Source organism: Pollutimonas bauzanensis (genome assembly GCF_900129885.1).
GTDB lineage: Bacteria > Pseudomonadota > Gammaproteobacteria > Burkholderiales > Burkholderiaceae_B > Pollutimonas > Pollutimonas bauzanensis.
In genome coordinates this window covers 85637-109358 of sequence record NZ_FQXE01000003.1, presented here as the reverse complement: position 1 = coordinate 109358, position 23722 = coordinate 85637, and the positions used below count along the sequence as shown (strand labels likewise).

The following is a 23722-nucleotide window of genomic DNA, read 5'->3' as shown; positions in this document are numbered from 1 at the left end:
TTCCTTGCTCCCTTTTTATTGACTTGTGGATGCCGCGCTGGGCGGGGCCGGCGGACTATCCGCGCCGCGGCCCCTGTCCTTGCATATTATACGTAGCAGGGGCCGTCCATCAGGGGGTGGGCCTTGAGGAACGCTACATCGATGGCCAGCCCCGTGCTTATGTCGTCATAGGCATGCACGAAGCCGCCGCTATCCAGTTCGTAGGGCGCGCGTCCGCCCAGCGCATCGCGAAACGGGTTGAGCGCGGTTACGTCGGCCTCGAAATAGCCCGGATTCTCGATGGCGCACATGTAGTGGATGGTCGCCGCCATGTTGGGCGCCGTCGTCGAGGTGTGCGGGTTGACCGACAGCTTTTGCGCACTCGCCATTGCCGCTATGCGCAGCCCTTCCGTAATTCCGCCCGTCTTCGACATGTCGGGCTGCAGGTAGCGGACATTGCCGTCCTCGATCAGCGTATTGAAATCGAAACGGGTGAAATGGTTTTCGCCGGCGGCGAAAGGCACCTTGCCCAACGCCGCGCCTTGCGCATACGAGCGCCGGTCGTGGGGCGGGAACGGCTCTTCGAGCCATCCCGCCTGCATTTCCTCGAACGCGGGCATAACCTTGCGGACGTCTTCCACCGTGTAGCCTGTGTTGGCGTCCAGCAGAATGTCGATGTCGGGACCGACGGCCAGGCGCACGGCGCGCACCCGCATGATGTCGCGATCCGGCCTGTCCCCCATCCGCAGCTTCATCGCTCGATAACCCTGCGCCACCAGCGCTTGCGCCTCTTCGGCCAGGAGTTCAGGCGCTTGCCAGCCCAGGGAAATGCCGCCCGCGTAGGCCTTGATCGGCTTGCTGGCGCCGCCCAGCAGGCGGTAAAGAGGCCATTGAACGGCTTGCGCCCGGATATCCCACAAGGCGCAATCCAGGCCGCTTAGCGCCATCGAGGCCGCCGCTCCGACCCCGTGGCTGGCCAATTGCTTCTTGTACACATGCTCCCACACGCCGACCACGTCCAGCGCGTCCCTGCCCAGCACCAGGTCGCGCAAGGTAGTGTCGACGACGCGGCTTACCGCTCCGGGGCAGCGGCCGTGATGGGCCTCGCCCCATCCGACCAGCCCTTCGTCCGTTTCGACACGCACGAGCACGGCATCGCGCTTGACGGTCCGGCCTATGCTCAAGGTGACCGAGTGTTCGGCGGGAACGGGAAAGGAAATGGGATAGGACTGGATATCTGCGATTTTCATTGAAGTAGGCCTCATTTTGCTTTGAAGATTTTTGTGCTTATCGTATTGAACGATGTCTGCATGCCGTCGATTTTCCGGCCCAGCGCGGCGCCGGTGACATCCTCGACGAAGAAACCGTTCTGTTCCGCGAATGCCTTGTAGCGGTCGCTTTGAATCGCCTTGCGGAACACCGCAATGAGCTTTTCCTTGATGGGCTCCGGCAGGCCGGGGGGCGCAACGACATAAGTCATCTGGACCACCGGGCCGTAAGGAAAGACGTCATAGCCTTTTTCCTTGAACGTGGGAACATCGGGAAAGAAAGACAGGCGTTGGTCGGAGAACACCCCGATCGGCGTGACCAGCCCTGCTTCGATCTGGCCGCGGCTTTCCGATGGCTTGAGGGCTCCGGCATCGATCTGCTTGCCCGCCAGATCCACGATGACCCGGCTGCCGCCGGTATAAGGGACATGGATGAAATCGACGCCGGCCGCCTTGCTTGTCATCGCGGCGAAGATATGGCCAATATTGTTGCTGCCAGGCGTGCCTATGGACACCTTGCCGGGGTTCGCCTTCATGCGTTCGAGAAAGCTTTCCAGGGTTGGAGTATTGCCGTCCTTGGGAACCAGCAGCATGATGGGGTCGATAGACGCCGTTGCGATGGTCGTGAATTGGTCCGTGCGCAGATCCGTCAGGCCCTGCGCCGCCAGCGACAAGGTGGAAGTCGTGCCCATGCCGATGACGTAGCCGTCCGGCGCGGCCTTCGCCACCCTGGCCAGGCCTATGGTTCCTGTGCCGCCGGCGATGTTCTCCACAATCAGCTTGACGCCGTCCTCGGCGATCAGGCCCTGCAGCGCGCGCGCCGCTATGTCAGTGGAGCCTCCTGGGGCCCAAGGCACGATGAACCGTATTTCCCGATCCGGGTATTCGGCTCGCGCCGCTCCCGCATGGCCGGCAAGGGCGGCCAGGGACATTGCTAAAAGAACCTTGTGTAGTTTTGTCATTGCTTGTCTCCGGATAGTTGTTTTCAAGGTGCCATGCGTATTCCAGGGCGCCGCGCCATCCCGGCGCCAGTCGATGAATACGTATTCATATCAGGTTAAAAAAAACATCGGGTTGGATGCAATACCTGCTTCCAACGCAAATGGTTTCGTATTCATCATATAGGCATGGATGCGAAAAGTAAACTTCTGCGGCCCGGTCCCGGGCGATAATCACTTCTGCCTTTAACGGATTGCATCCATGATGACAGCTGCCTTCGCGCCATTCCAAGATCTGGCCCAAACCCTGCTGGCTGATTCCTACTATGCCAACGGCGACGGCTCCCATGACATTTCCCACTTGCAGCGTGTCTGGAAGAACGCGGCGGCCATACATGCCGAGGAAGGCGGAGACGCCGAAGTGCTGTTCGCGGCGACGATACTGCACGACTGCGTGCCGATAGAGAAAAATTCTCCGCTGCGTCCGCATGCGTCCCGGCTCTCGGCCGAAAAGGCGGCTGAAGTCCTGGCATCGCTGGAATGGCCGGCGGCGAAAATCCAGGCCGTGGCGCATGCGGTCGAGGCTCATAGTTTTTCAGCCGGCCTGGCGCCCACCACACTGGAGGCAAAAACGCTGCAGGACGCCGATCGGCTCGATGCAATCGGCATGGTGGGCGTCGCGCGCTGCTTTTATGTCGCCGGCCGCATGGGCACTGCCCTTTACGACCCCACCGATCCGCAGGCATCGTCACGGCCGCTCGATGACACGCGATATGCGCTCGACCACTTCCGCAGCAAGCTTCTGCGGCTGGCGACGGGCTTCCAGACGGCGGCGGGAGCCCGTCTGGCCAGGCTGCGGCACGACAGGCTGCAGCGATTCCTCGATGAGTTCACAGACGAAATTTAATCGGCCGGGGCGTCCTGGCCGGCGATGCGCCAGGGTTCAATGCGCCGGGCTGCCGCCTGGTTCGAGCCGCGCCAGTTTCCTGATCGACTTGCCGCGGACCATGTTTTTCACCAAATCATCGAAGGCCTTGAAATGCGGCATGGACAAATGCGCGTCGAAGGCCTCCTCGCTTTCATATACTTCATAAAGAACGACCGTGTTTTCCTGGGCGAGGTCGGCGCATACATCAAACTGGTGGCAGCCCGGCTCCAGCTTCAATGAAGTCCGGGCGTTTTCCCGCAGCAACAACAAGAATTTCCCGAAGTCGGCGGAATGGATTTCGAAAGTGACGATGACGATGTACATACTGGGCGGCAGGGCGGTCGATGGTCGGACGGTCATAGCGTTATTTCGTTGCGCAGCGGCAAGCCCTGGTAGAACCGTTGGACGTTGGCGAACAGCGCCCGCATCTTGGCCGCAAGCGCGTCGCGCGTACCCGCGGCAATATGGGGCGTCAGTATGACGTTCGGCAGCCCGGCGAGCGGGCTCGAGACCGGCAGCGGCTCTTGTTCGAATACATCGAGCCCCGCCGCCGCAAGATGCCGGCTCGCCAGCGCCGCCGCCAAGGCGTCATTGTCGACCAGAGGCCCGCGCGCCGTATTGATCAGGATGGCGCCCTTTTTCATCTTGGCCAGGCTTGCGGCATTGACTATATGCCTGCTCTGGGGCGTGAGGGGAAGATGCAGGGTGACAACATCGGCCACTTCCAGCAAGCCCTCGAGGGTGTCCGTTCGCCGCACGCCCAGCGCCAGTTCCTGGCCGGAATCGAGCCCGGCGTATTGGTCATAATAAACGCCCGTTGTCCCGAACGGCTGCAGCCTTGCCGCGACGGCCTGGGCAATGCGGCCCATGCCTACATAGCCTATGGTCATGCCCGAAACTTCGCGCGATACCGGCCTGAGCGCATTGATATGGAAGCGCCCCTGCCGCAGCTCGGAATCGGCGAAGGCCAGCTGTTTGCAGGCCGCGAGTATCAGCAATACAGTGTGCTCGGCCACACCTGTCGTGGTGCCCTCCGGGGTCAAGGCAAGCGCGATCTTGCGCGCGCGCAGCGCCGCGACATCCACGGTGTCGTGATACCCCACGCCTTGGTGGTGAACCAGCCTGAGCCTGGGGGCGGCATGGATGACTTCGCCAGACAAGGGATAGGCCGCGCAAATGGCGACTTCGCATTCCCGCGCCAGACGCACTCTTTCGGCATCGGAGTCCTCGCTCAATGCAAGCAGCCTGAAGCCGTCAGGCATGGCGCCGCGGATGATATCGTAGACCTGCTCCGTGGCAAAACTGTTATAGAAGACAGGAATCATGGCGTTTCCGCGTCGATGTAGCGCACGCCTTTGGCGACGAGCGCTTGCGGCAGCCAGGATGGCGTTTTATCGCCTCTTTTGACGCCCGCCTCCATCATGGATTCCTTGGCCTTGACCTCCTCGAGTTCACGGATGACCTGATCGATATTGGCATAGGGAACGACCACGACGCCGTCTTCGTCGCCCAGGACGATATCGCCCGAAGCGACATGGACGCCGCCCAGCGTAATGGCCGTGCCGATTTCGCCGGGGCCGTCCTTGTATGGAGAATTGGGCGACAGGCCGCGGGCGAAAACCGGGATGCCCGCTGCGTTGATGCCCCGGATGTCGCGCACCATGCCGTCGGTGACGCAGGCAACCACGCCATTGTTCTTTGCCATCGCCACGTAAACGTCGCCGACCACGGATGCTTCTTCATATTCGTCAACGGCGATAAGCACGACGTCGCCAGGCCGGCATGCGTCGAGCGCCGCCCAGCAAGCCAGGTTGTCGCGGGCGCGGCTTTGCACGGTAAGGGCGACCCCGCAAAAACGAATTGCCGTTGAAAGCGGCCTGATGCGATGGCTGAGCGCGCCACGCCGGCCCTGAGCGTCGACGATGAAGCCAGTCTGGAGCCCATTGAACGCGGCCAGCTGTTCTGCTGTAGGCCGGCGGAAATTCTTTCGAATGACAAGAGCCGGGGGCGTCGATGCCATGGATTTTCTCCTGATTTGCGGGTTACAAAGGTATAGAGTGGCTACAGAACTGCAAGGGCGCCATCGGCTTCAGTCGGTCTTGATGCCGGCGGCCTTTATGACGCGCCCCCATTTTTCAATCTCTTTCTGGATGTAAACGGCTAGCTGCCCAGGGGTGCTGCCTATGGTGGTCAACCCCTGGACGCTGAGCTTTTCCTTGACGTCGGCATTGGCGAGCGCCTTCACCATTTCGGTGTTCAAGCGGGAGACGATCTCCGCAGGGGTGCCGGCGGGGGCGAGAAAAGCGAACCAGGTGCTGACTTCGAACTCCGGCAGGCCGGCTTCGGCGACCGTTGGCAGCTCCGGCATCAGGGCCGAGCGGCGGGCGCTGGATATGGCAAGCGCGCGCAGCTTGTCGGCCTTGATGTGGGGCATCGCCGTGTTGATGTTGTCGAACATCACGTTGACCTGCCCGCTCACCAGGTCCATCATGCCCGGCGCGCTTCCTTTGTAGGGCACATGCAGCCAGTCCACATGCGCAAGCGATTTGAAAAGCTCGGCGGCAAGATGCTGCGACGTGCCGTTGCCGCCCGAAGCATAGCTGATCGATGAACCCGCCTCCGACTTGGAGTACTTGATCAGCTCTTCCACATTCTTGACAGGCACCGTGGAATTGGCCACCAATACCAGCGGTACGTCGGCCGCAAGCGTGATGGGCGCAAAACTCGTCAGCGGGTCGTAGGGAAGCTTGGAAAAGATATTGGGATTGACCGCCAGCGTGCTGATCGTGCCAAACAGCAAGGTATAGCCATCGGGCTGCGACCTGGCGACGGCCTCGGTGCCGATAATGCCCGATCCGCCGGGGCGGTTTTCGACCACCACGGATTGCCCCATGCTTTCGGTCATTTTCTGCGCCACGACCCGCGCCAGGATGTCCGATGCGCCACCCGGCGAAAAGGGAACCACCATCTTGATCGGCCGCGAAGGATAAGCCTGCGCATTGACGGCCTGCGGCAGCATCAATGCCAGCGCGGTCACGGCAAGCGCACTTCTGAATAGGCCAGAAAACATAGGTATATCTCCTCAATTGACCCGCCATTGACTGGCGGGAACGGCGATTGTTCTGGTTGATTAGTCTTTCTTTTTTTCATGAATCGACAAGCCGTTGACAGCAGTCTAGAGACCTCTCCGAATATTGTCAACAATCCAATTGACAATATTATTGGGAATTTGTCATATCATTACGTCTTGCCGGGGCCGCGGATGCCGCCAGTCCTATGCCGGCGCCGCCTATCGTAGAATGCGGAAACGCAATCGCTCTTGCCGCCTTCCATCGTTAATCAGAATCGCCCATGAACTTGCCAGCAACAGACATCTCGCTCACCCGGGGGCACGACACGGTGCCGGACGAGGTGCGGCACGTTGTCAGCGCATTGGAAATTGAGATCGTGCTCGGGCAATTATTGCCGCGCGAGCGTCTGGTCGAGGAAGAACTGGCTGCGCGTTTCGATGCCAAGCGCCATGTCATTCGGCAGGCGCTCATCGAACTGGAGCGCATCGGGATGATAGACCGCAAGCGCAATCGCGGCGCGGCGGTACGTGATTTCCGGCCCGACGATGTCAATGATTTGTACTCGGTGCGGGAAGTCCTTGAAACATCGGCTGTCGCCAGAATACCCATGCCGCTGGATCAACAGCGGCTGGACGAGCTGATCGACCTGCAGCGCCAGCATGACGCGGCCATCAGCCAGGGAGATCCGATCGGCATATTCCATGCCAACAACGCGTTCCACCGCCGGCTGTTCGCGCTGTGCGACAACGAATATCTCGCGGCAGTGATTGAAGATTTCGCGCAAAAGGCGCATGTCATACGATCCTATTCGGTCCTGAAGCCCGAATATGCGCTGAAGGCGCGCGAAGAGCATTGGTCGATGATAGACGCGCTCAAGTCCGGCGACCGGAAGCGGCTGGCAGCCCTGTGCGGCCAGCATCTGAATATATCGAGAGCGCCGTATATCGATGCCTGGCGAGCCCGTTTCCCGAAGGACGCAAGTCAAAAAAGGGCAGTCCCGGCGCCGCGCGCGCATCGCGGCGCGCAATGATCAAACAGCCTTCAATTGGTCTGGACGTTCGCGGCCTTGGCGACTTTACCCCAGCGCGCTGTCTCGCTTTTCATGAATTCCGCGGACACCGCCGGCGAAGCCTGGGTAAAAGGCTCAATGCCCAGCTTGGCCAGTTGTTCGACCACCCCGGGATCGTTCGCAGCCTTTACCAATGCCGCATACAGCGTATCGACGATGTTGTCGGGCGTTTTTGCGGGGGCCATCACCGCAAACCAATTGAACGCCAGTACTTTGGGAAGGCCGGCCTCCACCGAAGTGGGCACATCCGGCAACACTGAAGAGCGTTTATCGTGGGTGACCGCGATGGGACGCAGCTTCCCCGCCGCAACCTGCGCGTAAAGCGCCGGCACATCGACAATGATGCCATCGACATGGCCGCCAACGGCGTCTGCGGTCGCGGGGGACGCGCCCTTGTATGGCACATGGACAATCCGGCCTCCCGATTCGAGCTTCAGCAGTTCGATCGCAAGATGAGGCAGGCCGCCCGCGCCGGCCGAGGCCAAGGTGATATCTCTGGACTTGGACAGCTTGACCAGCTCGGCAAGCGTTTGGGCGGGCACAGACGGATTCAGCGCAATCAGTTCAGGCGTCTGCGCCACCGTGGTGATTGCGCGCAGGTCGGTCAAGGGATCATAAGGGAGCTTTTTGTAAGTGTGGGGGCTGATTGCCAACGGGCTGGCGCTGCCCAATGTAATGGTATAGCCATCGGGCTTGGCGCGAACCGTGTATTCGGTGCCGATTGTCGCGTTGGCGCCGGCCTTGTTCTCGACGATGACCGGCACGCCCAAAGCCTGCGAGAACTTGGGCGCGATAAGGCGGGCGACAATGTCGTTCGAGCCTCCTGGAGGAAATCCGACGACTAGCGTCACCGGTTGAGAAGGGTACTTCGGCTGCGCCACGCTGGTTGCGGCCAGCAGGGCGAGGCCGGCGGCAAGCCCTAGCTTTCTGAACGCCCCGGGCAGACAGGCGTACCGGCTGATGGAAATTTTGCTGCGCTGCATTGTTGTCTCCTTGAATATATTGGATGAATCCGATTTTTCTTTGACAAGGGGTGGAGCTCATGTCACGGGCGGCTTATGCAGGCTGACCGCTATGCCCTCCAGGTCATCGGAAACCGGCGGGTACCGTTCCATTACCATAGGGTCGTGGCCCGGCACGATATGAGCGGGGGAGTCCGCAAGCCTATGCAGGCGCCGGTATCCTTCGAGCGCATCGCCCAAGTGGAACATCAGGGGAAAACACCGCCCGCGCTCGAAGTGTTCGTAATAATGGCTGGCGTCCGATGCCAGCACAACCCAGCCACGCGCCGTATGCACCCGCAAGACCTGCAGGCCCGCCGTGTGCCCGCCGATATGATGAACGCTGATGCCGGGCGCGATCTCCGCATCCCCGCGGTGGAATGCCACCCTGTCCTGGTAGACCAGGCGCACCATCCCGGTTACGTGGTCCGGCTCGTACGCCCTGCTGAAGGCTTCGGAGCGCATATAGCGGCCCGTTGCGAACTCCATTTCCTCATCCTGCAAATGAAACGTCGCGTTCTCATATTCATGAAATGTGCCGACGTGATCATTGTGCAGGTGGGTAATCACGATGTCCCGGACGGATACGGACGCCACTCCCATCAGGGACAGCGCCTCGGCCGGAGAGCGCAGCAGGGTTCTGCCCCGCTTGTCGGCCATGTCCTGGTCAAAGCCGACATCGACCAGCACGACGCGATCTTCATTGCGGATGAGCCAGATGTAGTAATCCATAGGCATGGGCGCGTCGTGCGGATCGCCCCCGATGAAATGATTTGGGCGGCGGCCATCACGGGTCGCATACTTGAGCGCGGTAACCTCATAGTGAGGCGGACGTTCATGCATCAATTTTCTCGCCTCCCCTTGCCGCACCGGCGCCTTGTCCGCGCTGAAGCAGCGACATGAGTTCCCGCACGTTTCCGCAGTGTTCGATGGTCGCGACCCTGTCGGCAATGGCCGCCGCCCGTTCAACACCCAGAACGGGAATGACGAGGCTGTCGAATTTGGCGCGCAGCTCTTCGTCCGTCATGGGGTTCTGTATGGATCCCTTGGGGTAATCGATTTGCGCCGAATATTCGGCGCCGCCGCGCATCTTGACGGTCATCAGGCACGAGACACCGCGCGGCAGCGATTCATCAACGGAGAAGCTGACCAGGCTGGCCAGTTTTTTGAGCAGCGGCTCCTTGAGCCGCGCGTTGTTGTACTGGGCGAACAGCGCCTGCCCGTCGGCCAGGGCCACGGCCACCGAATATGGCAGGCTGACCTGCGCTTCATGGTAGGTCGCCGGGTCCGCATTCTGATGATAATGCGCCCAGTCGGGATGCCTGGCCATGCCGATGTGCTCGATCTGGTCGAGATCGGGGCTGTGCTTGCCACGGATTTCCAGCGCGCAATCGATGGCGTTGTGTATCGGACGGGCGCAGGAATATGGCTTGAACTCGATGTCCAGCCGATAGGGCTGGGCCAGATCCCGCGTCAGCTGCTCGGGAAAGCTTTGGTCGGTAAAGGCCGCCAGGAATCCGCGCTCGCCTTCGAAGATCGTGGCCGCGCCGGTAAAGCCAAGTTGCGCAATGCTTGCCGCGGTAACGCCATTGCGGGAGGCGGGGCCGGGATTGAAGCGCTTTTGCATGGATGGCCCATACATTTCCATGAGGCCGCAGGATTGGGCCCCGGCGAGTCCCAACGCCGATACGATTTGCTCTGCGGAGAGGCCAAGCATCTTCGCCGCGGCAATCGTCGCGCCGAACGTGCCGCAGGTGGGCGTGGTGTGGTAGCCGCGATCCCGCAAGGACGGGTTGGCGGCCTTGCTGAGCCGCTCCATCATCTCGCAGCCCGCCGCCAGCGATACCAGCAGTTCTTTGCCGCTGGCCGACTTTTGCTCTGCCGTACTCAGGGCGGCGGAATAGACGGGGGGGCTGAAATGAAACAGCGCAAGCACGTCGATATCATCGAGCTCGACGCTGTGCGAGGAAATGGCGTTCGCGAATGCGGCCAGCATGGCAGGCACGCGTTCCGTTCCTCCAATCAGCGTTGACTCCGCCCGACCCCCGGTGCTCGCTGCGAACATCCCGGCCACCTTGCCGGATTCCGTCTGGCTGCCCGAGACAGCGACCCCCAGGTAATCGAGCAAAAGGCGCTTAATGGCCGTTCGGGAAGCGTCGCTCAGCGTATCGTAGGCCAAGGCCTTGAAATGATCAGCCAGTTTTTCGGCGATAGTTTGGGAATTCTGCGACGTGTTGTTCATCAAGATCTCTCGAAACAGTGGTGGTTGAATGAAGGTTGTCAGGCACGGGGGGCGGAAAGCAGGTCCAGAAGCGGCTGGATGTCATCGAGCCGGTCCAGCCGGCTGGAGAGCTCGATCGTCTTTTCGATATCGCCCTTGGAAAGGCAGGAATGCACCACATTGCGGAACTTGTACTCGACATCCGAGGGATCCAGCGGATTCTCCGGGCTCCCGCGCCGGTGCAGAATCTCCTGAGCAAGCATGCGTCCATCGCGGGTGGTCACGGCGACACGGGCGGCATGGCGAAAGGCTGGGCCCATGCTGTCGATTTGGGGATCCGCATAGGCGTTGACACGTGAAATAAAGTCGAATATTTTTGGGTCGTTCAGACGCTCCTGCCTGTACTGGTCCACAAAAGCCACACCGTCATGGGCCATCACCGCCAGGCCGTAGTACAGGTTCATCTGCGCCGCCGTTACGCCCTGAGCCTTGTAGTCCCAGGCGCAATGGACATGCGTCATGTGGCTGACGCCCACGTCCAATTTCGCGATATCGTCCGGCTTGAGCCGGTTGTCCTTCATGATCCGGGCCAGGGCGTCCAGCGCCGCGTGGATGCTGGTCACGCTGGCATGCGGCTTGTAGCCTATCGTTGCCGTTTCCCAGGTTGCGCCCAGCCCATCGGTCAGCCTTTGCGCGTTGGGCTTATCCGAATATGAGCTCAGGTAGCCACCATAAGGAGCTTCGAGCACGTCGGTAATGCCGGTGAATTCCTTTGCGGCGAGCAAGGCGGAGTAGATGCCGCTCTGCGCGGCGCGGCCCGAATGAAAGCGCTTGACCATGGCGCCCTCTTGCGCCGCCATGAGGCCGCCCGCCTGAGACCCCGCGATACCCAGCGCATGCTGCATCTTCTGCGCATCGAGGCCGAGCATCCGTCCGGCGGCCGCCGCGGCGACGAATACGCCTGAAGCGCCTTGAGGGTGAAACCCCCGGAAGAACAGGCTCATCGTTGCGGCATTGCCGACTCGGGTACCCACCTCGTACCCGGCCACCAGCGCGGTGATGATGTCCCGCCCTCGACGCGTTCCGGCCTGTTCGGCCAACGCGACGGCGACCGGCAGCGCGATCGAGCCGGGATGAACGATGGACTCCTTGTGGATATCATCCAGCTCGAAGGCGTGGCCCGCGGTGGCGTTCACCAGCGCGGCGCCTGCGGCAGAGGTCCTCTTTCCGGTCCCGAAAATCGACGCTACTGGCCGGCAGCCCTCTTCTTCGACCATGGCCTGCACTTTCTGCGTCCATGGCAAAGTCGCGCCGAACAGGCAGCATCCGATACTGTCCAATACACTGGTCTTGATGCGCTGTACGACTTCCTCCGGTATTTGCTCGAACTCCAGGTTCGCCGCAAAGGCCGCGAGATCCCGCGTGGCGTCCTTGAGCAGAGGGGCTTTCGAATTGCTCATGTGCTGCACTCCATTGTTGATTAATCCAGTTTCGTGCCAGAGGCCTCGATGGCCTTGGCCCAGCTTTCGCTTTGCTGCTTCAGGAATTCCGCCGTTTCTTGCGGGTCGGCGTTGATGACGTCCACGCCCCGGGCTTCCAGGCTTTTCTTCAGATCCTCTGAGCCGACCACCTGGCTGAAGGCTTCATACAGCGCATTGACAATGGGCTCCGGCAGATTCTTTGGTCCCAGCAGCATGTACCAAGTGGTCACCGAGTACCCGTCGACACCGGCTTGCGCAATCGTTGGCACATCGGGGGCGATCGCCGAACGCCGCGAGCCTGTCTGACCCAAGGCAAGCAGCTTCTTGTCGTTGACATAAGGCATGCTTTCGGCGATGGGGAGCACGGTCATGTCCACCCTGTCTCCAATCAAGTCGGTCATGGCGGCGCCGCCGCCGCGATAGGGAACGTGCAAATATTGCATGCCGCTCATGCTGCGCAAGACCTCGGCGGCCAGGTGCGACGAGCTGCCGCTGCCCGAACTGGCGAAGCGTATGGCTTCGGGGTCCTTCCGGCTTTCTTTGATCAGCCCGGCCAGCGTTTTTATGCCCAGCGAGGGGCGAACCATGAGCATGAGCGGCGCCTCGCCCACCAGCGTAATAGGGGTGAAGTCGCTTTGTGTGAAGCTGACTTTGCGATAAAGGCTAGGGTTGATCGCAACGCCGGGCGTACTGAACAGCAGCGTATAACCATCGGGCGCCGCGTTCGCGGCGCCGTCAAAAGCGATGTTGCCACCCGCGCCGCTGCGGTTCTCCACAACGAATTCGAACTTGGATGTTTTGGCGACCGCGCCTGTCACCATGCGGGCGACAATGTCGGCGCTGCCGCCCGCCGGAAAGCCGACCAGCACACGTACCGGTTTGTCAGGGTACTGGCTTGCCATGGCGGGCGGCACGATCAGCGGCAGCAAGAACAATGAGGCAATCCAAAAACTGCGGGCATGACGCATGACGGTCTCCTGAATTATGTATTGGAATGACGCTGCTTACTCTTTCGGATCCACATCGAGCCGCGCCACGATTCCATCCAGCTGCGCGCAGGCCGCCGGATAACGCCGCATGACGAGCGGATCGTGCCCGGGGATAATGTGCCGGGGCGACTGCGCCAATGCGCGCAGCTTGCGGTACCCATCAATGGCCTCGCCGACGTTGAACATCGTGGTGAAAGCCCGTTCCTTCTCGAAATGCTCATAGAAATGGCTGCAATCCGAAGCGAGGACTACCCAGCCGCGCCTGGTCCGCACGCGAACGCATTGCAAGCCATGCGTGTGGCCGCCGATTCTGTGGATGCTGACGCCCGGAGCGAGCTGCGCGTCCCCCCGGTGGAAAACGACGCGATCTTTGAACACCAGGCGCACCATCCCGACGACATCATCGATCTCATAGCCATGGTTGAATTGCCGGTGGCGCATATACCTGCCGGTGGCGTATGCCATTTCATCATCCTGCAGGTGGAACTGGGCGGCGCCGAAGTCGTGAAAAGTGCCGACGTGGTCGTAATGCATGTGGGTGATGATCACGTCCTTTACGTCAGGCGCATGCACATCCAGCAGGGCCAGGCCTTCCGCTGGCGTACGCAGCAACTGCCGTCCGCGCTTTTCCGCCACCTCGGCGCCGAAGCCGGTATCCACGACGAAAGTCCTATCCGCATTCCGGATAAGCCATACGAAATAGTCCATCGGCATCGGCGCGTCGTGCGCATCGCCACCGATGAAATGATTGCTGCGATAGCCCTCGCGGCTTGCATACCGGATTGCGTAAACCTCGTACTCGGGGAGCGTTGCGTCCATCTCTGTTCCATCCCTATGGGAATATTTATCGAGAAAATTGCTATGCCGCTGTCTGCATGGCGCTCCGCCCGGACACCTTGCGCGCCGCGTAGGCGTCCAGGCTCAGTGCCGTCATGGAGGCGTCGCGCAGGGCGCTCAGGAAGTCGCCCGGCATGTTGCAGTCCCCAATCCGCGCGTAGGGAATATTTGTCGACTGCACCATCTGCAAGGCCTCCAGGTTCGGACGCGGGCCGGTGGCAAAGATCAGCATCCGGCCTATGGCCAGGCGCGACGGACCCTGTCCTTCCTGCTCTATATCGAGCTGGGCGCCGTGGATACCTTTGATTTTGCAATTCGTCAGTATCCGGACGCCGTGGGCAATGAGCCGCTCGATAAGCTCAAAGCGGTTGTTTCTGGCCATGCCCAGCGCAATTTCCGGACGCAGCTCGACAAGATTGATGGACGCGCCTTTCAGGCGCAGGGCATCGGCCACTTCCGCACCCACCATGCCTCCGCCGATAATCGTGGCGCTGATGCCTGCCGGGATGTCCTCGAGCGATGCCAGCGCTTCCCAGGCATGGGTCACACGGATAGCGGGCGATAAACGACTGATGTCCATGGGAACCGGCCCGGGCCTTGCGCCTGTGGCAAGCAAAATGAAATCCGGCGCGAAGGCTTCGATGGAATCCCGCGCGGCTTCCGTTTCAAGGCGTACGGGGACGGCCTCGCGGCTTGCCGATAGCCAGCGGTATGTCCAGGCGGGAAAAACCTCTTTCTTGTCTGGCGCCGCGATGGCCAGGTGGACCTGCCCGCCAGGGCTTGCGGCCTTGTCCCATACTTCGACCACATGGCCCCTGCCCGCCAGGACGCGGGCCGCTTCCATGCCGGCGATTCCCGCGCCAAGAACCAGAACCCGCTTGCCCGTCGCGGACGTTTGCCGGAAAAGCTGAGGCTCGGCGTGTTCCAGAGACTCGAATTCGGTGCCGATCAAGGGGTTGGTGACACAGGCAACATCTTTTTCCAATGTGAGCCGCTCGAAACAGACGTTGCAGGCTATGCATTGGCGTATGGGGGCCTGGATTTTGCCGAATGCCTTCAGGCACCAATGAGGATCCGCGTATAGCGCGCGGCCCAGGGAAACGAAGTCCGCGCTGCCCGTCGAGAGCATGTGCTCCGCGTCGGCGGGCTCGACCAGGCGGCCGGCGGCAAGCACAGGAATGCCGACGGCCTGCTTGATCGGCCGGGCGAAGTCCGCCAGATAGGCGCGCGGAAAGGATGGCGGCTGAATGCAATGCTTGGAGAGCTGCGGACTTTCATTGCTGCCGCCCGACAAGTCGAGCGCGTGAACGCCTGCCTGCTCCAGGGCCAGCGCCAGCTGGATGATTTCCGACTCCGAATACCCGCCCTGGGCAAATTCGCTGACGCTCAGGCGTACGATGAGATGCAGGTCTGGCAGGGCATCGCGCATGCGGTCTATGGTTTCGAGCAGAAACCGCATGCGGTTTTCTATCGAGCCGCCGTACTCGTCTGTGCGGTGGTTCACCCGCGGACTGAAAAACTGCTGGAACAGGTAGCCATTGGCGGCGTGGATTTCCACGCCGTCATAGCCCGCTACCCATAGTCTGCGCGCAGCGTCAACGAACAGCGCCTGGATATCCTTGATTTCACGCGGCTCGAGCGCGCGGACTTGATCGCCCGTATTCGGGTTCACCCACGGGGAAGGGCCTACCGGCTCCATATTCAGCACCGAGCGCCGCAGCAAGGCGCCACGGTGGTTCAACTGGCCGAATACCTTGCAGTCATGTGCCTTGATGGCCTCGACCAGACTTGCAAGACCGGGGATGTAACGATCGTGATAACAGCACAAAGAATTGTGATGCGGTCTTGCATGCTCTGTCACGACCATGGCTTCGGTCATGATCATCGCCACACCGCCGCGGGCCCGCTCAGCGTAGTACTGCTTGTCGCGCTCGGTAGACAGGCCATCCGTAGTGCTGTAATTGGTGCCCATGGGCGCCATGACGACTCTGTTCTTCAGGCGCAGGGCGCCGAGGCGGCCCGGTTGTTCCAGAAGCATGGTTTGTCTCTCTTCAAAATGCGTACGGCTGCGGCCAGCCAAGCGCTTTTCTTTTCAGCGCGTTTCTCTTTTCAGCGGGCTGTTTGCAGTCTAATATCGGCACCTGAAGCGATCAATTAGTTGAAATTCAGAATACTAATGAACAAAAATCACTAATTAGAAAATCCGGAGACCGCCGCAATATGGAAAACCTGAACTCACTTCGCGTATTTGTATGCGTTGCGGAAGCGCGCAGCTTCACTGAAGCAGCGAAAAGGCTGGGCCTGACAGGCTCGGCCATCAGCAAGGCAGTAACCCGCCTCGAAAAAGAACTGGGTGTGCGCCTCTTGCAGCGGACCACCCGCTCTGTCGGCCTGACCGATGATGGCAAGAGTTTCTTCGAGCACTGCCAGCAGATTCTGATGGACGTCGAACATGCCGAGAACATGCTCAGCAAGTCCACCTCGACCGCCTACGGACGCTTGCGCCTGCATATGCCGGTAGGCTTCGGCCGGCGCGTGATCATGCCCGCTCTTCCGGTACTGCTGGATCGGCATCCCAACCTGATTCTCAACGTGGAGCTCAGCGACCGGAATGTGGATATGGCCTATGAAGGCATAGACGCCGCCGTGTATATCGGCGAACCGGCGGACGCCCGCCTTATCGCCCGCAAGCTTTGCAATCTGCGCTTTGTCACATGCGCCTCGCCGGAATATCTGGCCCGCAATGGCGAGCCCGGCACGCCCGACGACCTGGATCACCACCACTGCCTGGCATATGTGCTGCTGCATTCGGGCCGGTACCGCGAATGGCAGTTCCAGAAAGACGGCAAGGTATTCAGCAAAACGGTATCCGGGCGCTTGAATGTGAACAACGCGGAGACGCTGCTCGAAGCCGCCATGGCGGGGCTGGGTATTGCAATGATCAGCAATTTCATCGCGGCCGATGCCATCCGCTCTGGCAAGCTGCGTCGGATCCTAACGGATTACACCCCCATAGGGCCCCAGGTGTCCGTCATCTATCTGCCCAACCGCAACCTTTCTCCGAAGGTCCGGGCTTTTGTCGATTTTCTGCAGGGCCTGCTGCCGTCCAATCCGGACTGGGACAAGATCACCCTGCCGTAAGGACCATGGGCTGATCCGTGCCCATTGCTTCTCTCCTGGGCGGCACCCTCGCCATTTTCAATACGATCGATTTTCTATATTCCCAGATACGCCTTTTTCACAAAGGGATCTTCCAGGAGCGCGCCCGCGGCCCGGCCACGTTGACGATTTCTTCTGTAGCGGGCCCTCCGCTTCTTATGAACAGGCCCTTGAAGCCCATTTCGCGAGCCTGTTTGGCCATCAACCTCGCGATCAACGGCACCATGTCGACACGATCGCGCTCGAAAAACTCACTGGCGGCCAGCGGGATGCCGCCCGCGTCATTTACATCCTGCGCGGCCAGCTCCGCGGCGTAGGGCATGGCCCGGGAGAGTTCTCAGGTCCTTGGTTGAAAGGCAGCCGATGTGCCACCATCCACAGGCAAAATCGCCCCGTTCACATAACGGGCATCTGAACTCAAGAGAAAGCGGATCACCGACGTGATGTCGGCCGGCTGTGCCACCCGGCCTATCGGCGACATGCCCGAGACCTTGTATCCATTGTGGGCGGCATCCGCGGCAAGCTTTTGCGTCATGGGCGTATCGACCGTGGACGGCGCCACGGCATTGACCAGGATGCCCTGCCCGGCAAGCTCGACGGCCATGACTCGAACCAGTTGAGTCAGCGCTGCTTTCGATGCCGCATAGGCGCCCCCGCCCACTTTAGGGCGTAACGCGGCAATGGACGCCACGAAAACCATATGTGCCGGCTCGCCGCCCGGCGCAGCCCGCTTCAACAGCGGAAACGCCTCCCTCGCCGCCAGCCACGCGCCTTTGGTGTTGATCTCGAACAGCGCATCAAAGTTTTCCTCGGTCATCTCGAGCAAGGGGCCCGTGCGGAAAATGCCGGCCGAACAAATGAGCGCGTCGAGACTGGACGTCATCCTGCCGATTTGGGCAAAGGCATGGGCCATGGCGGCACTGTCGGACACGTCGCATTGCAAAGGAAAGAATTTTCCACTTGTGCTCTCTTGATATCGGTCGAGCTCAATCAACCCTTCTTCCGAGCGGTCCAGGCCATAGACCTTCCAGCCCTGCTCGAGCAGTGCGCGGCAGCAATCGGCGCCTATGCCCGAAGCCGCGCCCGTAACGGCTGCATGTTTGATCATTGCTCCTCCTGGAAATTAGCGGCCGCAGGTCGATTCACTTGCAGCCGCCGCCATTTTGTCCGGCTTGTCCGCCCAACGACGATACATGGCGAGCAGCGCCACGGCGTCCTGCCCCTGGAACCCCTCGCCCATTGCCCGCCTGAAGAGTTCATGCACAACGGCCGCGGCGGGCACCTGGGCTCCATGGCTGGCCGCCATCGAGAGCCCCAGCGCGAGATCCTTCTCCGCCAATTCCAGCTTGAAGCGTGGCGCAAAGTCGCCACGCAAAGCAAATGGAAATCGCTTCGTGAATGTTTTGGAAGTGCCGCCGCACTCCGCCAATACCGAAAACAGGCAGCCTGGCTCTACACCCGCGGTCATGCCCAGCGAGAAAGCCTCGCAGGCTATCAGCAGATTCCCCATGGCCATCATGTTGTTTATGATCTTTACCACCTTGGCGGTTCCTATGCCGCCAGTGTGATGCAGCGCGCCGCCGAGACAGCCCAGGACAGGCTGGGCGCGCTCGATCACATCGGCCGCCCCGCCCGCCATGACAACCAGCGTCCCACTGCGGGCTTCGACGGGCCCGCCGCTGACGGGGCAATCCAGCATATCAATATTCCGGGGCAGCGCCGCCCGCGCCGCCTGCCTGATCGTTTCAGGTTCAATCGTACTGAGGTCGATGCATATCGAATCCGGATCCGCCAGAGCGATGAGGCCGTCGGGACTCAGCCAGACGCTGCGAACGGCCGCCGAGTCTGGCAGACTGGTCAATATGAAATCCCGCTTTGACAGCGCGTCGGAGAGCGACGCAGCCACCGGAATATCGTCCAATGCGACCCTCGCCCGCACGCAGGCATCTACGTCCCATCCCAGCACGTCCAGACCGCATTCACGCAAGCGCAAGGCCATTGCCGAGCCCATTTTCCCCAGGCCGACAACGGCGACCGCGGGCTTCATTGAATCTTCTCCGCGCGCATGTCGCGCCGTTCGCACCACCGGACCAACCGGGAGAGCCCCTCTTCGAGCGAGACCTGCGGCTCCCAGCCCAAGGTACGGCGTATCTTTTCCCGGCTGAAGGCCAATTGGGTGCCGGTCGAAGCACGCACAAGACCGTCGAACTTCCGGTATTCGGGCTCGAGACTGGAGCCCATGGCTTTCAACAAGGCTCCCACCACCTCGTTCAGCGTAGAGGCCCTTCCCGTGGCAACGTTCAGGCTCGCTCCCGTCGCATCGCTCGCCATTGCCATCACATTTGCGCGGGCGACATCGGAAACATGAATATAGTCGTGCACTTCGTTGCCATCGTCCGGGATCACCGGCCGCTCGCCACGCCTGATGCGATCGTAGTTCTCCATGATGTAGAGAGCGTTCACGCCCCGGTAATGCTGGCGCTCTCCATATACCGTGGCATATCTCAGCGATAAAGATGAAATTCCGTGCTTCTGGTCATAGAGCCGGCACAGATGCTCGCCAATGAGCTTGGAGGCCGAATACAGCGCCGCGGCGGGTTGAAAGGCGGCCAGGTTGGCGGCTGTCGTTTCATCCATGACGCCCGGAACCGGCTCGCCATACACCGCGGTCGAGGAAGAGAAGATTATTCGCTTGACGCCGCGATAGCGGCAAACCTCCAGCACATTGTTCTGCCCCTGCACATTCACGGCAAGGCCCAAACCGGGGTTTTGCGCCAAGGGCAGCGTCAAAAACGCAGCCACGGAAAAGAGGCCATCGACCCCGTCCGCCGCATCGTAGAGTTCATGGAGCCTGAGGATGTCCCCCCGCACCAGACTGATACGAGGGTCGTCCACCAGGCTCGCCGCGGCTTCGGGCGAACTGAGAGAGTAGTTGTCGAATAGAACTATCTCTCTCGCTCCCTGGGCCAACAGAAGTTCAGCGATATGCGAGCCGATAAGACTCACGCCTCCCGTAATCAGAAACTTGCTGCCCTCTATTTTCATAGTTGCGACCTCGCGGTTACAGGTGATTGATTCGTCCTATCCTTGATGCAGCGACCTTGATGAAGCGATGCCGGCTATTGCGGAGGAATTCCCGCCTGCCTGATCCAGTCGCCCCACTTCGAAATTTCCTGCCCGAGGAACACCCCGAACTGTCGAGGATCCGAATACTTTGCCTCCAGGCCCAGCCCATGGAATTTTTCTCCAAGGGCCGGGCTTTGCAGGGCCTTTTCCAAAGCCTGGGAAATGCGCGCGGTAATCGCATCCGGCATGCCGGCGGGGCCCGCCAATGCGAACCAGACCGACAGTTCGTAACCTGGCGCCCCCGACTCGTTGATACTTTGGATATCCGGCGCCACAGAGAAACGCTCTTTCGTCGTTACCCCCAGCGCCTTCAACTTGCCCGCCTTGATTTGCGGGAGCGCGAGCGAGAGATCCACAAACATGAAATCGACTTCGCCAGACATGACATCCGTCAATGCCTGAGGGGAGCCGCGGTAGGGCACCGCCACCGCCTTTATATCCCCCATGCTTACGAGCTTGGCCGCCGCGACCTGCGCGCTGCCCGAGCCATACGCATAGGTGAGCTTTCCGGGATTCTTCCGGCCCAATGCATACAACTCCCCGGCGGAATTGGGCGCAAAGCGCGGGCCGGCGACCAGCACGATCGGAGAATCGGCGATCATCCCGATAGGTGTCAGATCCTTTATGGGGTCATAAGGCAGCTTCTTGAATAAGGTGACGTTGCTTGCGCCTGTCGTCACACCGAGGATTACCAGCGTATAGCCGTCAGGCGCGGCGCTCGTCGCGGCATTGACGCCGATGATTCCCTGAGCGCCGGGCTTATTGTCGATCACGATGGGCTGGCCCAAGTCCTTGGACATCCCGTCGGCAAGAATGCGAGCCACTGTATCGGTCCCGCTGCCCGCCGGAAATGGCGCAATGAGCTTGATCGCCCGATCAGGATAGGATTGAGCCGCGGCCGGCAGCGTTAACGCGCAGAACAGCGCAATGATGAATGCCCGCATTGCATGTCTCCTCTTTGATTTTCATTCAATCTTTTTTTCTGCTACGACAGCGTGTCCGCGACTTCCTCTGCATGCACCGAGACTCGCGCTAGCCGGGTGTTGATTTCCTTGGCCGAACCGCCCGAAAACAGGCTCCCGGCGAGCTCGAGAATTTCCGTGGCGGACTCGATTCCCGCCCCCGCGGCCGCAAGCGACATATATTTCCGCTTGATGTCTTCGACGGACATGGGGTTCTCCGGCATTCCTTTTGAATAATCCACGCGACGGGTAAAGATCTTGCCCGAGCGCACCGCAATGCTTACCCTTCCTCCATATATCTCCGGATACCGGCGATCGAGCTCGGGATCCACTTCTATTTCTATTCTTTGCGCAAGCTCAAATACTCGCGGTTCGCTGATCCGGCTCAACGAAAACTGCTCCAGATAGGCCTGCTTGTCCAGAATGGCTACGGCGATGTTGTATCTCAGGCTCATCTGCGCATTCAGGACGGAGTCCGCGCGATAATCAAAGCCGGTCTGCGTCTGAACCACAGAGGGCACGCCGGCGGTCACGCTCACGATGTCGTTCAGATCAATGGCGTTTTCGATTGCCAGCTCTATTGCCGCATCGACACATGCGTGATTGCTTCCACAACAGGCATAGGGCTTGAAGCAGGTTTCCTCTGTATGCCAGCGCGAACCCAGCCTTTCAGTTATCTGTTCGGGCCGCGGGGAATCAGACATGGCGAACAGGAACCCGCCATCCTCGGCCTCGAGTATGTAGCGAGGGCCCTGGAAACCCCTCTGCGCCAGGAGCGCGGCCGTGATTCCCGCCTGCGCGGCGCGCCCCGGGTGCAGGCGTTTACTCATCCCGCCATCGGCGGTGAAGGCCCACAAGCCGGCGGATTGGGTGCCCGCCAGGCCCAGGGCGCTCGCAGTCGTCGGGCCATCGAGGCCCAGCAGCACACTGGCCGTGGCTGCCGCCGCAAATGTGCCTGTGGTGCCTGTGAGGTGCCAGCCCCGCATCCTGGCCCTGCTGGGGTTTGCCGCCTGGCTCACGCGGTTCATCGTTTCATAGCCCGCGGCCATCGCCGCGATGACTCTCCCGGCGTCGGCATTTTCACGTTCGGCGAGCGCCAGGGCCACCGGCACCACGATGGCTCCAGGATGAATTTTTGCGCGGCTATGATCGTCGAAATCGAAACTGTGGACAGCCGTGGCGGCCAGCAATACGGCGTTGCCGGCGCTCACCTGTTTGCCGCGGCCCCATAGTCCAGCCTCCGGGACGCCGCCTTGCTCGCTCACGAAATCGCCCAGGATGCGGCCCCACGGAGTGGTCAGGCCATACAGCCCGCAGCCCAGCGCATCGATCAGCGCCATGTGAAGCGTATTTCGGGTGGCGGCAGGTATTGCCTCCGGCTTGATCCCGGCGATAAAATCGGCAAGTTGGCCGGTTATGCCCCTGTGCTTCCTTGCCTGCCTCTTCCAGGCGTCCAAGTCATCCATCTCACCTCATCCTGGTATTTTGTCGGTCCAACCAGAATAATTATGCGCAAGGATTCAATCAATCCTTTCGGGTTCATAATTCTAATGAATGCAATTCATTAAACCTGCGCATAGCGCTGTACGGCGCCGCCATGAAATCAACCTCCGCGAATTTAGTGATTCATTTTCAGCATTCTTGTGAATCCATTCTGATAGATCGCGTTGATGAATCGAAATAGACTCAATAGCCCTACTGGAAATGAATTTGGTGGATGTCTATGAAAAGAATTGCGATGGCCGCATGCCTCGTCTTAGGGCTTGCCGCCGGCATGCCCTCGAGCGCGGAGGACTTTCCGAACAGGCCGATAAGATTGATCGTTCCATTTCCGCCCGGAGGAGGCACCGATATTCTTGCCCGCCCCCTGGCCCAGGAGCTTTCAAAAAGGCTGGGCCAGCCGGTAGTTGTGGAAAACAAAGCGGGCGCCGGAGGAAGCATAGGCACCGAAGCGGCGGCAAGGGCAGCGCCCGACGGCTACACCCTTGTACTGGGGACTGTCGGGACACATGCGATCAATCAGAGCCTGTACAGCAAATTGTCTTACGATGCCGTACGCGACTTCGACGCGATAACGCTGGTTGCAAACACGCCTAATATCCTGGTGGTGCATCCCAAGGTCTCTTCGAGATCTGTGCAAGAGCTGGTGGCGATCGCGAAAGCCCGTCCGGGCGATCTGAACTATGCATCCCCCGGAAATGGCACTCCGCCGCATCTCGCAGCCGAAATGTTCAAAAAGATGGCCGGCATATCCATTACGCACATTCCCTACAAAGGGACAGGCCCGGCCCTTACTGATTTATTGGCAGGAACCGTGCAAATGATGATCGCGAACGCGCCAGCCGTGCTTCCCTACGTCGGGTCAGGAAAACTCATAGCCCTGGCCTCTACCAGTGAAACCAGGCCCGCAATCCTGCCCGATCTCCCGACATTGAATGAAAGCGGGCTTGCCGGTTATGAAGCCGATACCTGGTATGGCCTGTTCACCGCCAAGGGCACGCCCAAAGACATCATCGATAAACTCAATACCGATATTGTCGCCGTGCTGAAATCCGACAGGATCCGGGATTTTTTCGCTAAACAGGGCGCGGAAGTCATTGCCAACAGCCCGGAAGACGCTGCAAAGAAGGTGCGCTCCGATGTGCAGAAATGGCATGCCATGATCCAAGACTTGAACATAAGGCTGGATTGAT

23 protein-coding genes are annotated in these 23722 nt (G+C 60.4%); 4 read left to right on the top strand and 19 right to left on the bottom strand.

The features are described 5' to 3' along the window. Nucleotides 1-86: 86 nt before the first annotated feature. The gene (locus tag BUB23_RS06465; protein ID WP_073102295.1) at nt 87-1229 is read right to left on the bottom strand and encodes a mandelate racemase/muconate lactonizing enzyme family protein; all 1143 of its coding nucleotides are present in this window, start codon (nt 1227-1229) and stop codon (nt 87-89) included. Nucleotides 1230-1240: 11 nt separating this feature from the next. Continuing rightward, nucleotides 1241-2209, bottom strand: coding sequence for a tripartite tricarboxylate transporter substrate binding protein (locus BUB23_RS06460; protein ID WP_073102294.1), 969 nt, complete (start codon nt 2207-2209; stop codon nt 1241-1243). A gap of 238 nt (nt 2210-2447) precedes the next feature. Here BUB23_RS06460 and BUB23_RS06455 point away from each other — a divergent pair, with 238 nt between their 5' ends. Beyond that, nucleotides 2448-3092, top strand: a complete 645-nt coding sequence (locus BUB23_RS06455) for an HD domain-containing protein (protein ID WP_073102293.1) — start codon at nt 2448-2450, stop codon at nt 3090-3092. A gap of 36 nt (nt 3093-3128) precedes the next feature. Here the strand turns inward: BUB23_RS06455 and BUB23_RS06450 are convergent, their stop codons facing one another. The 4 genes from BUB23_RS06450 to BUB23_RS06435 all read right to left on the bottom strand — a co-directional run bounded on the left by BUB23_RS06450 (nt 3129) and on the right by BUB23_RS06435 (nt 6183). Then, nucleotides 3129-3473, bottom strand: a complete 345-nt coding sequence (locus tag BUB23_RS06450; protein ID WP_084135836.1) for a putative quinol monooxygenase — start codon at nt 3471-3473, stop codon at nt 3129-3131. Next, complete coding sequence (locus BUB23_RS06445; protein WP_073102291.1) at nt 3470-4438, bottom strand: NAD(P)-dependent oxidoreductase; 969 nt, start codon at nt 4436-4438, stop codon at nt 3470-3472. The genes BUB23_RS06450 and BUB23_RS06445 overlap by 4 nt, the downstream gene beginning before the upstream one ends. Further along, entirely contained in the window at nt 4435-5133 is a 699-nt protein-coding gene (locus BUB23_RS06440; RefSeq protein ID WP_073102290.1) for an RraA family protein, read from the bottom strand. The genes BUB23_RS06445 and BUB23_RS06440 overlap by 4 nt, the downstream gene beginning before the upstream one ends. Before the next feature lie 69 nt (nt 5134-5202). After that, nucleotides 5203-6183 carry a Bug family tripartite tricarboxylate transporter substrate binding protein gene (locus BUB23_RS06435; RefSeq protein WP_073102289.1) on the bottom strand — a complete coding sequence of 327 codons (981 nt, stop codon included), beginning with the start codon at nt 6181-6183 and terminating at the stop codon, nt 5203-5205. Nucleotides 6184-6464: 281 nt separating this feature from the next. Here BUB23_RS06435 and BUB23_RS06430 point away from each other — a divergent pair, with 281 nt between their 5' ends. After that, nucleotides 6465-7214 carry a GntR family transcriptional regulator gene (locus BUB23_RS06430; protein WP_084135834.1) on the top strand — a complete coding sequence of 250 codons (750 nt, stop codon included), beginning with the start codon at nt 6465-6467 and terminating at the stop codon, nt 7212-7214. An 11-nt stretch (nt 7215-7225) separates the two neighbouring features. Here BUB23_RS06430 and BUB23_RS06425 read toward each other — a convergent pair whose 3' ends face one another. Genes BUB23_RS06425 through BUB23_RS06395 form a run of 7 tightly spaced genes read right to left on the bottom strand, consistent with a single transcriptional unit; the run spans nt 7226 to nt 15820 of the window. Next, a complete protein-coding gene (locus BUB23_RS06425) occupies nt 7226-8236 on the bottom strand; it encodes a Bug family tripartite tricarboxylate transporter substrate binding protein (RefSeq protein ID WP_084135832.1) in 1011 nt (336 codons plus the stop codon). Nucleotides 8237-8293: 57 nt separating this feature from the next. Then, on the bottom strand, nt 8294-9097 hold the full coding sequence (locus BUB23_RS06420; protein ID WP_073102288.1) for an N-acyl homoserine lactonase family protein: 804 nt from the start codon (nt 9095-9097) through the stop codon (nt 8294-8296). After that, entirely contained in the window at nt 9090-10496 is a 1407-nt protein-coding gene (locus tag BUB23_RS06415; RefSeq protein ID WP_073102287.1) for an MmgE/PrpD family protein, read from the bottom strand. Before BUB23_RS06415 ends, BUB23_RS06420 begins: the two co-directional genes overlap by 8 nt. 38 nt (nt 10497-10534) lie before the next feature. After that, nucleotides 10535-11935: an MmgE/PrpD family protein gene (locus BUB23_RS06410; RefSeq protein WP_073102286.1), complete on the bottom strand. Its 1401-nt coding sequence runs from the start codon at nt 11933-11935 to the stop codon at nt 10535-10537. Between the two features lie 20 nt (nt 11936-11955). Further along, nucleotides 11956-12924: a Bug family tripartite tricarboxylate transporter substrate binding protein gene (locus BUB23_RS06405; protein ID WP_073102285.1), complete on the bottom strand. Its 969-nt coding sequence runs from the start codon at nt 12922-12924 to the stop codon at nt 11956-11958. A 36-nt stretch (nt 12925-12960) separates the two neighbouring features. After that, nucleotides 12961-13764, bottom strand: coding sequence for an N-acyl homoserine lactonase family protein (locus BUB23_RS06400; protein WP_073102284.1), 804 nt, complete (start codon nt 13762-13764; stop codon nt 12961-12963). A gap of 40 nt (nt 13765-13804) precedes the next feature. Then, on the bottom strand, nt 13805-15820 hold the full coding sequence (locus BUB23_RS06395; protein ID WP_073102283.1) for an oxidoreductase: 2016 nt from the start codon (nt 15818-15820) through the stop codon (nt 13805-13807). 182 nt (nt 15821-16002) lie between these two features. Here BUB23_RS06395 and BUB23_RS06390 point away from each other — a divergent pair, with 182 nt between their 5' ends. Further along, the gene (locus BUB23_RS06390) at nt 16003-16923 is read left to right on the top strand and encodes a LysR family transcriptional regulator (RefSeq protein WP_073102282.1); all 921 of its coding nucleotides are present in this window, start codon (nt 16003-16005) and stop codon (nt 16921-16923) included. 97 nt (nt 16924-17020) lie between these two features. Here the strand turns inward: BUB23_RS06390 and BUB23_RS27320 are convergent, their stop codons facing one another. The 6 genes from BUB23_RS27320 to BUB23_RS06360 all read right to left on the bottom strand — a co-directional run bounded on the left by BUB23_RS27320 (nt 17021) and on the right by BUB23_RS06360 (nt 22495). Continuing rightward, on the bottom strand, nt 17021-17263 hold the full coding sequence (locus BUB23_RS27320) for a hypothetical protein (RefSeq protein ID WP_073102281.1): 243 nt from the start codon (nt 17261-17263) through the stop codon (nt 17021-17023). A 15-nt stretch (nt 17264-17278) separates the two neighbouring features. Then, on the bottom strand, nt 17279-18049 hold the full coding sequence (locus BUB23_RS06380; protein WP_073102280.1) for an SDR family NAD(P)-dependent oxidoreductase: 771 nt from the start codon (nt 18047-18049) through the stop codon (nt 17279-17281). A 15-nt stretch (nt 18050-18064) separates the two neighbouring features. Then, a complete protein-coding gene (locus BUB23_RS06375; RefSeq protein WP_073102279.1) occupies nt 18065-18988 on the bottom strand; it encodes an NAD(P)-dependent oxidoreductase in 924 nt (307 codons plus the stop codon). After that, the gene (locus BUB23_RS06370) at nt 18985-19986 is read right to left on the bottom strand and encodes an NAD-dependent epimerase/dehydratase family protein (RefSeq protein WP_084135831.1); all 1002 of its coding nucleotides are present in this window, start codon (nt 19984-19986) and stop codon (nt 18985-18987) included. Before BUB23_RS06370 ends, BUB23_RS06375 begins: the two co-directional genes overlap by 4 nt. A gap of 74 nt (nt 19987-20060) precedes the next feature. Beyond that, a complete protein-coding gene (locus tag BUB23_RS06365; RefSeq protein WP_073102277.1) occupies nt 20061-21011 on the bottom strand; it encodes a Bug family tripartite tricarboxylate transporter substrate binding protein in 951 nt (316 codons plus the stop codon). Between the two features lie 41 nt (nt 21012-21052). After that, nucleotides 21053-22495, bottom strand: coding sequence for an MmgE/PrpD family protein (locus BUB23_RS06360; protein WP_073102276.1), 1443 nt, complete (start codon nt 22493-22495; stop codon nt 21053-21055). A gap of 257 nt (nt 22496-22752) precedes the next feature. On the opposite strand from BUB23_RS06360, the gene BUB23_RS06355 reads away from it, so the two are divergent. Further along, complete coding sequence (locus BUB23_RS06355; RefSeq protein WP_245801184.1) at nt 22753-23721, top strand: Bug family tripartite tricarboxylate transporter substrate binding protein; 969 nt, start codon at nt 22753-22755, stop codon at nt 23719-23721. The last annotated feature ends 1 nt before the right edge of the window (nt 23722 follow it).

What these genes read in the sequence shown, in the direction of transcription:
- BUB23_RS06390 (WP_073102282.1), top strand. Translation starts at nt 16,003, where the DNA reads ATGGAAAACCTGAACTCACTTCGCGTATTTGTATGCGTTGCGGAAGCG.
- BUB23_RS06460 (WP_073102294.1), bottom strand. Translation starts at nt 2,209, where the DNA reads ATGACAAAACTACACAAGGTTCTTTTAGCAATGTCCCTGGCCGCCCTT.
- BUB23_RS06440 (WP_073102290.1), bottom strand. Translation starts at nt 5,133, where the DNA reads ATGGCATCGACGCCCCCGGCTCTTGTCATTCGAAAGAATTTCCGCCGG.
- BUB23_RS06450 (WP_084135836.1), bottom strand. Translation starts at nt 3,473, where the DNA reads ATGACCGTCCGACCATCGACCGCCCTGCCGCCCAGTATGTACATCGTC.
- BUB23_RS06395 (WP_073102283.1), bottom strand. Translation starts at nt 15,820, where the DNA reads ATGCTTCTGGAACAACCGGGCCGCCTCGGCGCCCTGCGCCTGAAGAAC.
- BUB23_RS06360 (WP_073102276.1), bottom strand. Translation starts at nt 22,495, where the DNA reads ATGGATGACTTGGACGCCTGGAAGAGGCAGGCAAGGAAGCACAGGGGC.
- BUB23_RS06410 (WP_073102286.1), bottom strand. Translation starts at nt 11,935, where the DNA reads ATGAGCAATTCGAAAGCCCCTCTGCTCAAGGACGCCACGCGGGATCTC.
- BUB23_RS06415 (WP_073102287.1), bottom strand. Translation starts at nt 10,496, where the DNA reads ATGAACAACACGTCGCAGAATTCCCAAACTATCGCCGAAAAACTGGCT.
- BUB23_RS06370 (WP_084135831.1), bottom strand. Translation starts at nt 19,986, where the DNA reads ATGAAAATAGAGGGCAGCAAGTTTCTGATTACGGGAGGCGTGAGTCTT.
- BUB23_RS06380 (WP_073102280.1), bottom strand. Translation starts at nt 18,049, where the DNA reads ATGATCAAACATGCAGCCGTTACGGGCGCGGCTTCGGGCATAGGCGCC.
- BUB23_RS27320 (WP_073102281.1), bottom strand. Translation starts at nt 17,263, where the DNA reads ATGCCCTACGCCGCGGAGCTGGCCGCGCAGGATGTAAATGACGCGGGC.
- BUB23_RS06465 (WP_073102295.1), bottom strand. Translation starts at nt 1,229, where the DNA reads ATGAAAATCGCAGATATCCAGTCCTATCCCATTTCCTTTCCCGTTCCC.
- BUB23_RS06400 (WP_073102284.1), bottom strand. Translation starts at nt 13,764, where the DNA reads ATGGACGCAACGCTCCCCGAGTACGAGGTTTACGCAATCCGGTATGCA.
- BUB23_RS06365 (WP_073102277.1), bottom strand. Translation starts at nt 21,011, where the DNA reads ATGCGGGCATTCATCATTGCGCTGTTCTGCGCGTTAACGCTGCCGGCC.
- BUB23_RS06455 (WP_073102293.1), top strand. Translation starts at nt 2,448, where the DNA reads ATGATGACAGCTGCCTTCGCGCCATTCCAAGATCTGGCCCAAACCCTG.
- BUB23_RS06425 (WP_084135832.1), bottom strand. Translation starts at nt 8,236, where the DNA reads ATGCAGCGCAGCAAAATTTCCATCAGCCGGTACGCCTGTCTGCCCGGG.
- BUB23_RS06355 (WP_245801184.1), top strand. Translation starts at nt 22,753, where the DNA reads ATGAAAAGAATTGCGATGGCCGCATGCCTCGTCTTAGGGCTTGCCGCC.
- BUB23_RS06405 (WP_073102285.1), bottom strand. Translation starts at nt 12,924, where the DNA reads ATGCGTCATGCCCGCAGTTTTTGGATTGCCTCATTGTTCTTGCTGCCG.
- BUB23_RS06420 (WP_073102288.1), bottom strand. Translation starts at nt 9,097, where the DNA reads ATGCATGAACGTCCGCCTCACTATGAGGTTACCGCGCTCAAGTATGCG.
- BUB23_RS06435 (WP_073102289.1), bottom strand. Translation starts at nt 6,183, where the DNA reads ATGTTTTCTGGCCTATTCAGAAGTGCGCTTGCCGTGACCGCGCTGGCA.
- BUB23_RS06375 (WP_073102279.1), bottom strand. Translation starts at nt 18,988, where the DNA reads ATGAAGCCCGCGGTCGCCGTTGTCGGCCTGGGGAAAATGGGCTCGGCA.
- BUB23_RS06445 (WP_073102291.1), bottom strand. Translation starts at nt 4,438, where the DNA reads ATGATTCCTGTCTTCTATAACAGTTTTGCCACGGAGCAGGTCTACGAT.
- BUB23_RS06430 (WP_084135834.1), top strand. Translation starts at nt 6,465, where the DNA reads ATGAACTTGCCAGCAACAGACATCTCGCTCACCCGGGGGCACGACACG.